This is a genomic window from Gordonia sp. NPDC062954 (assembly GCF_044543825.1).
Taxonomy (GTDB): Bacteria; Actinomycetota; Actinomycetes; order Mycobacteriales; family Mycobacteriaceae; genus Gordonia; species Gordonia tangerina.
On record NZ_JBITWL010000008.1, the window covers coordinates 151,850 to 165,228 of the forward strand.

The 13,379-nt window shown below is 65.1% G+C and carries 11 protein-coding genes; 7 read left to right on the forward strand and 4 right to left on the reverse strand.

Annotation, left to right across the window (positions count from 1 at the left end):
- Nucleotides 1-37 precede the first annotated feature (37 nt).
- Complete coding sequence (locus ACIGKQ_RS10780) at nucleotides 38-1,498, reverse strand: class I adenylate-forming enzyme family protein (protein WP_396573563.1); 1,461 nt, start codon at nucleotides 1,496-1,498, stop codon at nucleotides 38-40.
- Between the two features lie 265 nt (nucleotides 1,499-1,763).
- Between ACIGKQ_RS10780 and rpsF the strand changes: the two genes are divergently transcribed.
- From rpsF to rplI, 4 genes are all read left to right on the forward strand, one after another.
- A complete protein-coding gene (gene rpsF, locus ACIGKQ_RS10785) occupies nucleotides 1,764-2,045 on the forward strand; it encodes a 30S ribosomal protein S6 (protein WP_235723416.1) in 282 nt (93 codons plus the stop codon).
- Between the two features lie 113 nt (nucleotides 2,046-2,158).
- Entirely contained in the window at nucleotides 2,159-2,668 is a 510-nt protein-coding gene (locus ACIGKQ_RS10790) for a single-stranded DNA-binding protein (RefSeq protein ID WP_266063684.1), read from the forward strand.
- A gap of 18 nt (nucleotides 2,669-2,686) precedes the next feature.
- Nucleotides 2,687-2,944, forward strand: a complete 258-nt coding sequence (gene rpsR, locus ACIGKQ_RS10795) for a 30S ribosomal protein S18 (RefSeq protein WP_160901853.1) — start codon at nucleotides 2,687-2,689, stop codon at nucleotides 2,942-2,944.
- 17 nt (nucleotides 2,945-2,961) lie between these two features.
- Entirely contained in the window at nucleotides 2,962-3,414 is a 453-nt protein-coding gene (gene rplI / locus ACIGKQ_RS10800; RefSeq protein WP_235723418.1) for a 50S ribosomal protein L9, read from the forward strand.
- A gap of 87 nt (nucleotides 3,415-3,501) precedes the next feature.
- Here the strand turns inward: rplI and ACIGKQ_RS10805 are convergent, their stop codons facing one another.
- Complete coding sequence (locus ACIGKQ_RS10805; protein WP_266063682.1) at nucleotides 3,502-4,230, reverse strand: GAF and ANTAR domain-containing protein; 729 nt, start codon at nucleotides 4,228-4,230, stop codon at nucleotides 3,502-3,504.
- Nucleotides 4,231-4,802: 572 nt separating this feature from the next.
- On the opposite strand from ACIGKQ_RS10805, the gene ACIGKQ_RS10810 reads away from it, so the two are divergent.
- A complete protein-coding gene (locus ACIGKQ_RS10810; RefSeq protein ID WP_266063681.1) occupies nucleotides 4,803-5,081 on the forward strand; it encodes a hypothetical protein in 279 nt (92 codons plus the stop codon).
- Between the two features lie 19 nt (nucleotides 5,082-5,100).
- On the opposite strand, the gene ACIGKQ_RS10815 is transcribed toward ACIGKQ_RS10810, so the two are convergent.
- A complete protein-coding gene (locus tag ACIGKQ_RS10815; protein ID WP_396573566.1) occupies nucleotides 5,101-5,766 on the reverse strand; it encodes a hypothetical protein in 666 nt (221 codons plus the stop codon).
- A gap of 562 nt (nucleotides 5,767-6,328) precedes the next feature.
- On the opposite strand from ACIGKQ_RS10815, the gene dnaB reads away from it, so the two are divergent.
- On the forward strand, nucleotides 6,329-9,691 hold the full coding sequence (dnaB, locus tag ACIGKQ_RS10820) for a replicative DNA helicase (protein ID WP_396573568.1): 3,363 nt from the start codon (nucleotides 6,329-6,331) through the stop codon (nucleotides 9,689-9,691).
- Between the two features lie 391 nt (nucleotides 9,692-10,082).
- Here dnaB and ACIGKQ_RS10825 read toward each other — a convergent pair whose 3' ends face one another.
- The gene (locus ACIGKQ_RS10825) at nucleotides 10,083-11,939 is read right to left on the reverse strand and encodes a GIY-YIG nuclease family protein (RefSeq protein ID WP_396573569.1); all 1,857 of its coding nucleotides are present in this window, start codon (nucleotides 11,937-11,939) and stop codon (nucleotides 10,083-10,085) included.
- 284 nt (nucleotides 11,940-12,223) lie between these two features.
- Here ACIGKQ_RS10825 and ACIGKQ_RS10830 point away from each other — a divergent pair, with 284 nt between their 5' ends.
- Nucleotides 12,224-13,186 (forward strand): hypothetical protein, encoded by a 963-nt coding sequence (locus tag ACIGKQ_RS10830; protein WP_396573571.1) that lies wholly within the window; start codon nucleotides 12,224-12,226, stop codon nucleotides 13,184-13,186.
- Nucleotides 13,187-13,379 lie beyond the last annotated feature (193 nt).

A 13,379-nucleotide genomic window follows, 5' to 3' on the forward strand; every position in this document is an offset into this window, starting at 1 on the left:
GAGGCCGGCGGCCGTGGGTGACGACCGTCGACCGGGCTCAGACGGCCATGAGTCGTGCTCGCAGCGTGGGTTTGTCGATCTTGCCCACCGGGTTCTTGGGCAAGGCCGGCAGCACGGTGATCTCGGCGGGCACTTTCACGCGCGTCAGATGATCGGCGCAGTGCGCGCGCAGCTCGTCGGCCGAGACGTCGGCGTCCGGATAGCCCACCACGTAGGCGACCGGAACCTCGCCGAGCAGGGTGTCGGGTCGGCCGACGACGGCCACCTCGAGTACGCCTGGTGCGCTGGCGAGGGCCGACTCGATCTCTTTGGGATAGAGGTTCTCCCCGCCCCGGATGATCATGTCCTTGATGCGGTCCACGACCTGTAGGTAGCCGTCGGCGTCGAGGATGCCGACGTCGCCGGTGTGCAGCCATCCGTCGACGATCGTGGCGGCGGTGGCCTCCGGGTTATTGAGGTAGCCGGCCATCACCGTAGGCCCGCCGATCAGCACCTCACCGCGTTCACCCGCTGGTACGTCGTTGCCGTCGGGGTCGACGATGCGGATCTGCTGACCGGCGATGGCCGGGCCGACGGTGCCGAGTTTGCGGATCCCGTCGACCGGGTTGCACGCCGACGCGCAGGTGCCCTCGGTGAGGCCGTACCCCTCGACCATGGTGAAGCCGAACCGATCCGACACCGCAGCCAGCAGCTCCTCGGACACCGGCGCGGCACCGCAGACCGCGAAACGTACCGACGACGTGTCCGGCTCGACGTCGGCCGGTGTTGCGGCGAGCAACGCGAAGATGGTTGGTACCGCGGAAAAGTAGGTGGGCCGCAACCGTGCCAGGTCGTCGAAGAACCGGCTTGCCGAGAACGAGCCGACGATGGTGACGTGCCCGCCGGCGCGCAGTGGCGCGAACGTGGAGACCATCAGCGCGTTCACGTGGAACAGCGGCAGGATCAGCATGCAGTGGTCGGCCGGGGTGAGGCCGAAATGGTCGACCATCATCGACGTCATCGCGTCTACGTTGGCGTGGGTGAGCATCGCACCCTTCGGCCGGCCGGTCGACCCGCTGGTGTAGATCACCAGCGCCAGGTCGTCGGGTCCGGGTTCGCGCGGCGGGACGTCGACGGTGATCTCGGTGGCGAGGTCGTCGACGCCTATCGCGGTCGCATCGGGGTGCGGAGAGTGCCCGTCGACGGTGACGACGACGCGGGCACCCGAATCGCCTATCTGCCGCGACGCCTCCTCGGCGGTGAACGCCGGATTGATCGGGGTGGCCGCGGCGCCGACCCGCCAGGCGGCGCCGACCACGATCACCAGCTCGGCACGGTTGGGCAGCATGACCGCCACGACGTCGCCGACACCTACCCCTGCATCGCGCAGTTGCTCCGCGACCGCAGTCGTGCGCTCATCGAACTCGCTGTGCGTCAGGGTGATCCGGTCATCGGACACCGCCGGCGCCGTAGTCGATCGGGCGGCGAGCCGCCATGGCAGATAGTCGAAAACTGTCATCACGCACCTTCACGCGTCGTGGACTGTGTGCTGCTTGACGCTAATGGCCCGATTGTGATCCACACCACGTCCCGGCGGGACGAAGTCTGCGACAACGGTTGTCACAAACGCACAAAACGACCGCTGCCGCGCGTTGTCGTCCATCGCGCATCGATTTCGCTGGTCAGGGGTGTGTCGTGTATCTTGGAGCGGTTGCCGACGCAGGCGACCCTCCTGCCACGGACAGTCCGTGGCCGACCTAGCCCATAGGAGGTGATGTGGTCTTATGCGTCACTACGAATTGATGGTCATTCTCGATCCGAATCTGGACGAGCGCACCGTCGCACCCTCACTGGATACTTTCCTCAACGTTGTCCGCACGGATGGCGGCAAGGTGGATGGTGTCGACATCTGGGGCAAGCGCCGTCTCGCCTACGAGATCGCCAAGCACAACGAGGGCATCTACGCGGTCATCGACCTCAACGCGGAGCCCAAGACGGTCACCGAGCTCGACCGCCAGCTCAAGCTGAACGAGTCGGTGCTGCGCACCAAGGTCCTGCGGAAGTAATCCACAGTTCCTCGATCGACACCAATGCAGTCGGTGCCGGGCTCTAGGGTTGAACCCAACATCCCGGTACGCGTCGATCAACGAGTGCCCAACCACGACCCAAGGGGAGACACATGGCAGGCGACACCGTCATCACCGTCGTAGGTAACCTGACCGCCGATCCGGAACTGCGGTTCACGCCGTCGGGCGCCGCGGTGGCCAATTTCACGGTGGCCTCCACGCCGCGGACCTTCGATCGTCAGACCAATGAGTGGAAGGACGGCGAAGCGCTGTTCCTCCGCTGCAACATCTGGCGTGACGCCGCGGAGAACGTGACGGAAAGCCTGTCCAAGGGAACCCGGGTCGTTGTGCAGGGCCGCCTCAAGCAGCGGTCGTTCGAAACCCGTGAGGGTGAGAAGCGCACTGTGGTGGAACTCGAGGTCGACGAGATCGGTCCCTCGCTGAAATACGCCACCGCGAAGGTCAACAAGGCCTCGCGTGGCGGCGGAGGCGGCGGATTCTCCTCCGGCGGCGGCGGTAGCCGCGGCGGCGGAGGAGGTCAGCAGGTTGCCGACGATCCTTGGGGCAGCGCGCCCGCGAGCAGCGGATCGTTCGGTGGCGGGGACGACGAACCACCTTTCTAGAAACACACTGGAGTACCAATGGCAAAGGCAAAGAGCAGCCGGAAGCCTCGCGTCGAGAAGGTCACCAAGACCAAGGCGTGCAGCTTCTGCAAAGACAAGAAGGCCGTCATCGACTACAAGGACACTGCGCTGCTGCGCCGTTTCCTGTCCGATCGCGGCAAGATCCGGTCGCGTCGTGTGACCGGCAACTGCGTGCAGCACCAGCGCGATGTCGCTGTGGCCGTGAAGAACTCGCGTGAGGTGGCGCTGCTGCCGTTCACCTCGACCGGACGCTGAGCGGGAAGGGGACTGATATGAAACTCATCCTGACCGCCGCCGTGGAGAACCTCGGCGAGGCCGGCGACTCCGTCGAGGTCAAGGACGGCTACGGCCGCAACTACCTGCTGCCCCGCGGGCTGGCCATCAAGGCCACCCGTGGTGCGGAGAAGCAGGTCGAGGACATCCGTCGCGTGCAGGCTGCCCGCGAGGTCCGTGGACTCGAGCACGCCAACGAGCTGAAGCAGGCCATCGAGGGCCTCGCCGAGGTCTCGCTGGGTGTCAAGACCCACGACTCGGGCAAGCTGTTCGGTTCGGTGACCGCCGCTGACGTCGCCAGTGCGATCCGCTCGGCCGGTGGGCCGGCCGTCGACAAGCGCAACGTGGAGCTGCCGAAGGGCCATATCAAGGCCACCGGCAACTACCCGGTCGTGGTGAACCTGCACCCGGACGTGCGGGCGACCGTCGAGCTCGCGGTCGTCGCAGGCTGACCCGACCTCTGGTCGTTCAACGATGCCGGCCGGTCCCTCTGGGGGCCGGCCGGCATCGTTGCGTCGGGGCGCTGCACGGGCGCGGCGTCACACGCCGGCGTCGCCCGCTTCGGCCACCGGGGCATCGACATCCACGAGTTGGCGCGCCACATCGCGCAGTGGCCGATTCGACTCCTGTGACAGCTTTTTGAGCAGCCCGAAGGCGTGGTCGGCGCTGCAGCGATAACGCTCCATGATGATGCCCTTCGCCTGGCCGATGATGTCGCGGGTCGCCAGGGCAATGGCGAATTGTTCTTTGCGGCGCAGCGCATCCCACGCCAGCGACGCATGCGTGGCGTAGGCGTGGCCGACGTCGAAGGCGTCCTCGTCGAAGGCGTGTGGGTTGTCGGCGCACACCGTCAGCGCGCCAAGCGTGTGCGTCGAACCGGCGAGCGGGAACTTCAGCAGCGATCGGATCGGGGTGCGCTCGAGGGCCAGCCGGCAGTAGGTGGGCCAGCGCGTCTCCTGCGCCAGATCGTCTATCCGGATCGGCTCCTTGTCCGCGACGAGCTGTAGGTAGGGGCCTTCGTGCACGCTGTGCTGGATGTCGTCGAGGATCGCCGGATTGCAGTGGGTGGATGCAGGCGTGTCCACGATGTTCTTCTCGGTGGTCACGGTGACCGCCGCGTACTGTGCGCCCGGGATCAACCCGGCCGCACCGACGGCAAGGTCGTCGAGGGCCAGCGATACGTCGGTCTCGGCATGGCGTTGCACCCGTTCCATCAGATCGGCGATCTGACGCTGGAGTCGAGCGCTGTCGACTCTGTCGAATTTCAAGTCGGAGGACCTCTCACCGGCTCAAGACCCGGCCAGCAACGATCACACGGCGGTGCCGGGTCGCTGCTTGTTCAACGTGAGAAGAACTTTACCCACCCCGAAAAATTGCCGCTCTCGGTGTCGCCCATATTCTTCCGTGCCCGGTTATCGGACCTGGTCGATCTCGATACGCCACTCACTCCGTTCGCAGCTACTCGATCCAAGGATCTCGATACGCCACTCACTCCGTTCGCGGCTACTCGATCCAAGGATCTCGATACGCCACTCACTCCGTTCGCGGCTACTCGATCCAAGGAGTAGGCCGAGCGTCGAGTCCCAACTGCTGGTCGAGTAGTCCGAGCCGCTAGGCGAGGACGTATCGAGACCAGCGCCACCCACCACGACGAAGATCCCACCTGCGTAGTCGGCAGACCGATGACGCCCCCACCCGTCAAACTCGCGTAGCGCAGTACGCGTGGCACACCCGCAAACCCGCCGTAGCGTCATTCCCACGAGTTCGCCATATCCGGGGGGACCGGATGGGCGCAACGAGGCGAACGTCCACAGGGCTCGTGCGACAACACATCACAGCCATGCAGGAGACGTTCGCCATGCTCATCACCATCATCATTGTCGGCGCCATCGTCGCCGTGCTCGTCTACTTCTTTCAGCCGTCGATCGATTTCGCACGCCACGAGCAACGCCAGGTCATCGCGGCCCGAGAACGGACCCAACGCAGGGTCGAACGCCGCGAGCGGAGGGTTGCTGCCGCTGCCGCTCGCGCGAGCGCACCTCCGTCACGCAGTCAGGCGCATCGACGCTCGCATGCTTGGGTGTTCGATTTCGCCACACAACTCCGGTCCTTCATCTGACCGTGGACCCCGGGAACCGTCAGCGCGGCGGGACCGGGGACGCCGGCAACTGATTCCAGTACTGCAGTCGCGGCGGCAGATAGCGCGGCGCCGGATTCGGGCTGTGCGCGGTATCGCCACTGGGGAAGAAGAATTTGTGCCAGCCCGGGGTGAAGATCAGCGCCCGCGAGCCGGTTCGGCAGGCCACGACATCGGCTCGAGGCGCGGTGCAGGTGACGCCGTAGAGGGTGACTCTGCTGCCCACCGACAACGTCGGCGGCACGAAACCCGACGGTGCATCGAAGCGATACGTGGTGGCCGGCGGCACCCACCACGGACCCTGCTGATCACCGGAGATCGCCGCGCCTCGGATCCCCGCCGGCGCCGTCGCCGGATGCCCCTGACAACCCACGTAGCGGTAGCCAGGACCGATCTGACACATCCAGCGTCCGACCCGCAAGAATCCGCGACCGTTGTCGACGTAGGCCAGGGAGCGGTACTGCTCGGGATTGACCGGCTGATATCGGGCCAGATCGAACTCGACCGGCAGTGTCGGGCCGGGAGGGACGGCCGACGAACTCGGCGCGGGAGCCGTCAGCGCGGTCACCACGGCGACGCCGAACGCGGCGATGATCGTGGCCACGGTGCGCCGCGGTCGGTGTGTGCGCAATTGGCGCAGAAATTGTTGCCTCCCCACGCCGACCATTCCAGCACACGTGCGAGGTGCGCGGGCCCGGTCGTAGCGATTCTGTGGACAGTCGACCCACTCCGGCCTGATACCTGGCGTACGCATTGACCAGGTGTTACCCGGGTCACACCCGATGTTTACCGAGTTGTTGGCAACGCGTGGTTGATCCTTGAACGCAACACGCCGATTCCCTCGCTCCGCGTGACACGCCGAGGGAATTTTCCACGCTCACTGTGGATGAAGCATTGTGCCCGTGACCTGCGACGATATTTGTCCACAGGAAGTGTTTCCCCATGTTGTGCACAGGGGGTTAACAACACTCCCGATCGCGTCCACAGTCCGTCCACAGTTTGCTGACAGTGTTGTGCACAAGTGCGTTTGAGCGGGCGCGGATCGGGGATCTAATGTGCTCCGTCAGTGCTTCTGCGTGAGCGCTCGGGGTCCGTCGGGGAAACCTGTCGGTGCCACCGGATATCACGGAGGCAAGCACGACCGACGTCGGCGGCACACGCCGCAGACGCCACAGAGTCGGACCCACTCGAGGTCGAGTGGTGCAAGTACTGCGAGAGGTTTGACACGGGTGGCAGTAGTCGATGACCGCGGGCATGAACCGGGCCATTTGGAGCCGGTGTCCGGTGGACGAGCTGGCCGTCGGAACGACGACGTTCCCGCGGAGGACTTCGGGCGGCAACCGCCCCAGGACATGGCGGCCGAGCAGTCGGTGCTCGGCGGCATGCTGCTATCCAAGGACGCCATCGCCGACGTGGTCGAGAAACTTCGGTCCGCGGACTTCTACCGACCCGCGCATCAGGCGGTCTACGACGCGATCCTCGAGCTGTACGGCAAGGGGGAGCCGGCCGACGCGGTCACGGTGTCGGCCGAATTGGAGCGCGCCGGTGAACTGCGCCGGGTCGGCGGAGCGCCCTATCTGCACACGTTGATCTCCACCGTGCCGACCGCAGCCAACGCCGGCTATTACGCCGAGATCGTCGCGGAAAAGGCCATTCTGCGTCGTCTGGTGACGGCCGGAACCCGCATCGTGCAGTTCGGCTATGCCGGTGCCGACGGACAGGACGTCGCGGAGGTCGTCGACCGCGCTCAGGCCGAGGTGTACGAGGTGACCGAGCGTCGCACCGCCGAGGACTATGTGCCGCTCGAGGAACTGCTGCAACCGACGATGGACGAGATCGACTCCATCGCCTCGCGCGGCGGGATCTCACTCGGCGTGCCGACCGGCTTCGTGGATCTGGACAAGATCACCAACGGCTTGCATCCCGGGCAGATGATCATCGTCGCCGCACGTCCCGGCGTGGGCAAGGCGCTCGCACTCGACACCCCGCTACCCACCCCGACGGGCTGGACCACCATGGGTACCGTCGGCGTCGGCGATCAGCTGCTCGACGCCCGGGGCCGCCCGACGCGGGTGGTCGCCGCGACCGACGTGATGACCGAACGACCCTGTTACGAGGTCGAATTCAACGACGGCACCATGCTCGTCGCCGACGAAGAGCACCAGTGGGTGGCCGACATCGACGGCAAACGCCAGACCGTCACCACCGGCACCCTACGGGCCCACGTCGGGTGCGCGGTGGTCCGCAACACCGAGCCGCTGGATCTGCCGCGTAAGCGCTTCGCCTACGGGCCCTATACCGTCGCCGCGCTGGCGGGGATGGCCTTCGACGATCCCGAGATCAGCATGCGGATCGACGCCGAGGGCCCCGTCGACGTGATGACATTGATGGCCGATCTCGGCGGGCGCATCCCGTTCGAGTATCTGCGGGGGTCGATCGCGCAGCGTCGGGCACTGCTCGCGGGGTTGCTCGACGCGCGTGCCACGGTCGACGACGACGGTTGGATCACGGTGCCGGCCGCCACGCGGCACATGACTGCCGTCGTCGCCGACCTGGTGGCGGGTTTGGGGTACAGCTACAAGCGCTCGGCCACCGGCTGGCTGCGTGTGGACGCCGACGACGATGTGTTCACCGTGCACCACAAGGCAATTCGGCACAAGGAGCTCCGCCGACGCGCCGGGGTGCGCAGGCTGGTCGACGTGCGGCCCATCGACTCGGTGCCGGTGCGCTGCGTCGAGGTGGACAACGACGACCACATGTACCTCGCCGGCGAGGCGATGGTGCCCACCCACAACTCAACCCTGGCGATGGACTTCCTGCGGTCGTGCTCAATCCATCACGGGCTGACCAGCGCCATGTTCTCGCTGGAGATGAGCAAGACCGAGATCGTGATGCGTCTGTTGTCGGCGGAGGCGAAGGTCAAACTCGGCGACATGCGTGGCGGATCGATGACCGACGACGACTGGACCCGTCTCGCCCGCCGTATGGGCGAGATCTCCGAGGCTCCACTGTTCATCGACGACTCGCCCAACCTGACGATGATGGAGATCCGCGCCAAGGCGCGACGCTTGAAACAGCGCCAAGACCTTCGCCTCGTCGTCGTCGACTACATGCAGCTGATGACCTCGGGTAAGAAGGTCGAGTCCCGCCAGCAGGAGGTCTCTGAGTTCTCCCGCCAATTGAAGCTGCTGGCAAAGGAACTCGAGGTTCCCGTGGTCGCGATCAGTCAGCTCAACCGCGGGCCGGAACAGCGGACAGACAAGAAGCCGCAGGTGTCCGACCTGCGCGAGTCGGGATGCTTGCCCGCCTCGGCGCGAATCCTGCGCGCTGACAATGGGTCCGAGGTCACGCTCGGTGAGCTGATGGCGACGGGTGAGCAGCCGTTGGTGTGGTCGCTCAACGAGCGTATGCGTCTGGTCAAACGTCGGATGGTCAGAGTCTTTCCGAGCGGCCGCAAAGAGGTCTTCCGGGTACGTATGGCGTCCGGGCGGGTCGTCGAGGCGACCGGGAACCATCCGTTTCTGACGGTGGACGGCTGGATTCCGTTGGCGGAGCTGATGGTCGGCGAAAAGGTGGCCGCGCCGCGATCGGTCCCGGAGCCCGCCCATGTCGCTGAGACGGACAACGCGGCGGTTGATGCGGCGGTCGACTGGTTCTGCGGTGCCGGAGATCGCGTGAGCGTCCGTCAGCTGCCGACAGCGGACGTCCTCAGTGTTGTCGGTCAGGTCGCTGAGCGCTTCGCGATGAAGTCGCCCGATGAGTGGACATTCGCCATGCCGGATGGGGATGTGGCATGGGAATTCGTCCACTTGCTGTCGCGCTTGGGTGTGTTCGCTGCGGTAGATCTCGCTGCCGCTGGTCGATCTCGATACGTGACTCACTCCGTTCGCCACGAGTCGATCCAGGGAGTAGCCCGCGAGCCGCTAGGCCCTACTGCTGGTCGAGTAGCCCGCGAGCCGCTAGGCCGTCCTGCTGGTCGAGTAGCCCGCGAGCCGCTAGGCGAGCGAGCGTATCGAGACCACGCACCCCACGCCGTCACCGTCTCCGGCCACGACCAGCTCACCCACCTGACCGCCCAGCTCGGCGTGGGATCACCCGCCCGCCTGGCCACTGCGGACGTGTCCAACCATCGCCACGTCTCAGACGAGCTGCACACGTTGCTGGATGCACGCGAGTTGGTCCCAACGTCGCTAGCAGCGGGCGCCGAGTCGAGGTCCAGGCGCGACGCCAGATCGGTCCTTGCTCAAGTCGCCGACATCCTCGACTCGGTCGATGTCGACCTGATGGTCAGCAACGACGTCTACTGGGACGAGATCGCATCGATCGAATCCATCGGTGAACAAGATGTTTTCGATGGCACCGTCCCCGGAACACACAACTTTATCGCCAACGGCATCGCATTGCACAACAGCCTCGAGCAGGACGCCGACATGGTGATCCTGCTCCACCGTCCCGACGCCTTCGAGCGCGACGACCCGCGCGCCGGTGAGGCCGACATCATCTTGGGTAAGCACCGCAACGGTCCCACTGCGACGATTACCGTTGCGCACCAACTGCATTTGAGCAAGTTCGTGGACATGGCGCGCGGGTAGTCCGACCGTCCGTGTTGTCGTGTCTCACACGTCAGGCGATCTGACGCAGTCGGCTACCTTCAGTCTGCTGCGGGTTTCGCCAGTCACGGAGGAGTTGGAGTCCTTGAATCAGAAGTATTGGGATGACTTGATCGCCGAGGGGCGCGGGCTCACGCGGGTGGCCGAGGGTGAAGCGCGCGACGTCGTTGTACCGCTCCATCCCGAAGACCGTGCGTCGGTGCGCAAATTGGCCGAAGCCTATCGTGCATCTGCGAACGACACCCGCGACCGACAAATCGATCGCCCGGAGCACCAGCTCCAAGACGTTATCGACGCGTATCGATGGATGTATCCACACGCATCTCGCTGTGTGGGTCCGCGTGGGATACCCAGGTAGAGGACAGTTCGCCGGTCAATCGGCATTCCATGCGGCTGTCACGAGTTCGGGACAATGCGTTGACTGGCGCGTGCGCGGCGCTCTCCGTACGCGCATCAGAAGAAGTGTCGCCGTCGCGGCCGCCCGAGTCACGTTCTGGTCCTCGAGGAGGCGGGTTAGCACCCTGAGGTTGGGAAAGTCGATGTTCAGGTTGTCGGGACCCGAGTCGTGGTAGTCGGCGGCGCGGATCTCGACACCGGGATGTTGCCGCTTGAATTGGACGTACGCGGTATCGGGATCGGTGTCACCGAACAGCGCAGTTCCGTTCACTTGCATGAAGCCATCGATGTCGCCTGTCTGCAAGTCCCGGAGGATCACGAGAGTTTCGACCATTCCCACAGTGAGGCAACATATCGTGCGGCAGCGAGCTGGTGATCCGCCCCGATAAGCTTTCATCGGCGCGCTTAAATTCCAGTAATGGCCCTCTGTCGCATGCGGGTGCACGACGCACCGATTGAGGTACTGACCGAGGACGCGAGGAACCAATCCAGCGCTCTCACCGCACAATTCAGTCAGGTTTCGGAAGTTTCTATCGGACCCGGCCACGGCTGGGTTCGCCAGGTCGAAGCGCCTTCCTTCCAGGGCGTCGGTCCGGTTGCCACGTTCTGGTGCTGAGAGCCATTCGGCCTGTTCGTCAGCGGGGATGATTTCGTCGAGCGACGACGAGCCCGTGACAACGGTCATTTCGGATTTGTTGCGCGCGTGGAGGCCCGCCGTCTGGGCCGAGTGGATCAACGCCCGTTCTTCTCGCAGCAGATGGCGCAGTGTGTTGGTCGCCAGCGACGCATCAGGGTCTGTCTTGACCCGAACGCTCACGGTGTCAGGATGCACGAGAAGGTGCTGGCCGAGTCGTTTGTCGATCGAGACCGATTGACCGACATAGCATTCTCCGTTCCGGAACTCGAGCAGATAGTAGCCGGCAAATCCCTTGCCCTGCTCGGCGAGGAGAGCCTTCACCGCGGACGGGTTAGCGGGCCGGACTTCATCGGTGTAGCCGTTCTTGATCGCCCACTGGTCGATGCGTTGCCGACGTTCGACCAGCTCAGGCTCGCTCGGCAGAGTGGGTGGTGTCAGTGAGATCGCGGGTCGGGTTGGAGCGGAACGGAAGTTGTTGAGGGGCGCATCCACGCCGTCCGCCAATGTCCACGGCGGCGCAATTGCCACGGCATAGTCGGCGAGTATGACGTCGCTGCGGGGCCAGATGTCGTCGCCGGCGACGAACCCGATGCGATCGAACGCCCACGTACCGTCGCGGTGCTCGCTCCAGTCGGCGACAACCTTTACGATCCCCGGAACTTTGCCAAGCGCTCGTTGAACAACCTTGTCGTGCAAGCGTTCGCTGGGTGGCGCGGTCGCTCGTACCTGGATGCCGGCGGGATCTCCCAACGGCGACGGCACGACGTAGCCGAGCCGCACGCGCCACCCGGTGGCAGTAAGGGTCTGCACGAGTTGCATCACCGGGCGGTGGACGCTCACGGTCTCGTCGTAGTAATCGTCCGCACGGACCTTATCGAGCGGCAACGGCTCGGTTGGCACAGCGTCGGGCTGTCGAAATCGTCGAGGACTCAGGAATGCGGGAAACGCGCTGAGCTCACTCGTACCGTCCGGGCTGGTGCCTGGGCTCAGTGGTTCGTCGTCGGCCTCGAGGCGCCAAGCGGTCCCGTCGTGCTGATAGAGAACCCCGGTCTCGTCGGCGTCGGAGAACATCACCGCGAGCCCAGCCTCCGTGGTCTCGATCCACATATTGGAAGGAACCCCGATCAGGACGGCGAGTTGGAGCTCGGAAGAGATCCCGTCGGCAATGATCGGAGTGTTCGGTTCGGCAGCAGCCATTTCGTGGCCCTTCGGCATCTTGGTGGTCCGGCGAGGGTAGGAGCTGATCGCTGGCGGTTGACGCGGCCGTGCTCAGCACCGCGTAGTGAGCGAGATTTTGGCACACGCTACCGACAAGCGAGCAGCGAAGGCCCGAGCATCACTGGTGGTGTTCGCGCGTCATGGGAGCCCGGGCAGAGCCCCTGACGCACGGAAACGTTGTGAGGTGCCGAATTCTCTAACAACTGAATAGAGACAATTTCGAATTCGGTTGTTGGATTGTCGACTGCAGATATGCTAAAGGAATGAACTCGGTCGCATCAATGCTGCTCGATGCTGGCGTGAGAGTTCTCAGCGGCACCACCAAGCACATCGAATACCTGCACCAGGGCCAGGCAGTCCGCGCCGACATCGACCGCTACGACCGACTCCCGCCGACACTCAAATTTGGGGACCGGCACCGGCGACAACTGGTGGTGTGCGACTCGGCATCGGACAGGGCGCGCGCCGCGGCGCTTGCCGAGCCGTGTATCGACCTCGTGATCAACGAACCTCGCGAGGTCATCCTCAGCGGCCACACCTATCAGCGAGTCGACCGCACGCACCCGCAGCCCCGATCACGCGCATTCGGGTCCGCCGCGGTCGAACGCGTCATCATGCTCGCGACGCAGCCGATGCGGCAAACCGACATCGCGGACGCCGCCGGGATCACCCAACAGGCCGTGTCGAAACACCTGGCACGTACCGGGGCCGGGCCGACGCCGCTGTCTGAGACGGAACGGGAACAGATGCTGGAGGGCTGGTTGGCCCGATACCGACCGACCCTGGAGGAAACCTACTGGTACGGACTCGATGACACCGCGGTACAGGTCCGCGAGGTCATGTCCTTCACGCGGGAACTCGACGTGCGCGCCCAGATCGGCGGTGAGATCGCCGCCGATCTGATGCGGCCGTGGCGAGTCCCGACACGAGGCGTCGTATACGCCGACGAACTCATCGATCTCACGCCGCTCGGGCTCGTGCCGGCCGGCTCCGATGACGCGACGGTGACGCTGCGAGTGAGCGCAGACCACACCGTCGCGGCGACCGCTCGCTGGTGGAGCACACATCACGGCGGACTTACTGACATCGGCGATGTCGTCGACCCGGTGATGGCGCTGTGGGACCTGACCACCGGCCCTGACCTTGGTGACGACGCTTTAGAGGAATTGCGTGCCTGGATCCAGTCCCGTCGCAGCGGTGACGATCGCGTCGACATCCAACGCTGACGATGCCGGCCTGATCGCCCTGCGAGATTTCACCGTCGTCGCCGGTACGGGCGACGACGGTCACCGAGGCGCCGCGGACCGGACCGTGGCAATTGCATGAGGCGGCCGCGGTGCAGGCCGGTGAGCGGTGTGATGCGGCCCGAGCCGCCTTGCGTATCAAGGCGATGCCTCCTAGCGCGGTTCCGGTCCGACT

Bases quoted from the DNA above. Each gene is read 5' to 3' on its own strand.
- ACIGKQ_RS10780 (WP_396573563.1), bottom strand. From the start codon at position 1,498: ATGACAGTTTTCGACTATCTGCCATGGCGGCTCGCCGCCCGATCGACT.
- rpsF (WP_235723416.1), top strand. From the start codon at position 1,764: ATGCGTCACTACGAATTGATGGTCATTCTCGATCCGAATCTGGACGAG.
- ACIGKQ_RS10790 (WP_266063684.1), top strand. From the start codon at position 2,159: ATGGCAGGCGACACCGTCATCACCGTCGTAGGTAACCTGACCGCCGAT.
- rpsR (WP_160901853.1), top strand. From the start codon at position 2,687: ATGGCAAAGGCAAAGAGCAGCCGGAAGCCTCGCGTCGAGAAGGTCACC.
- rplI (WP_235723418.1), top strand. From the start codon at position 2,962: ATGAAACTCATCCTGACCGCCGCCGTGGAGAACCTCGGCGAGGCCGGC.
- ACIGKQ_RS10810 (WP_266063681.1), top strand. From the start codon at position 4,803: ATGCAGGAGACGTTCGCCATGCTCATCACCATCATCATTGTCGGCGCC.
- ACIGKQ_RS10815 (WP_396573566.1), bottom strand. From the start codon at position 5,766: ATGGTCGGCGTGGGGAGGCAACAATTTCTGCGCCAATTGCGCACACAC.
- ACIGKQ_RS10825 (WP_396573569.1), bottom strand. From the start codon at position 11,939: ATGGCTGCTGCCGAACCGAACACTCCGATCATTGCCGACGGGATCTCT.
- ACIGKQ_RS10830 (WP_396573571.1), top strand. From the start codon at position 12,224: ATGAACTCGGTCGCATCAATGCTGCTCGATGCTGGCGTGAGAGTTCTC.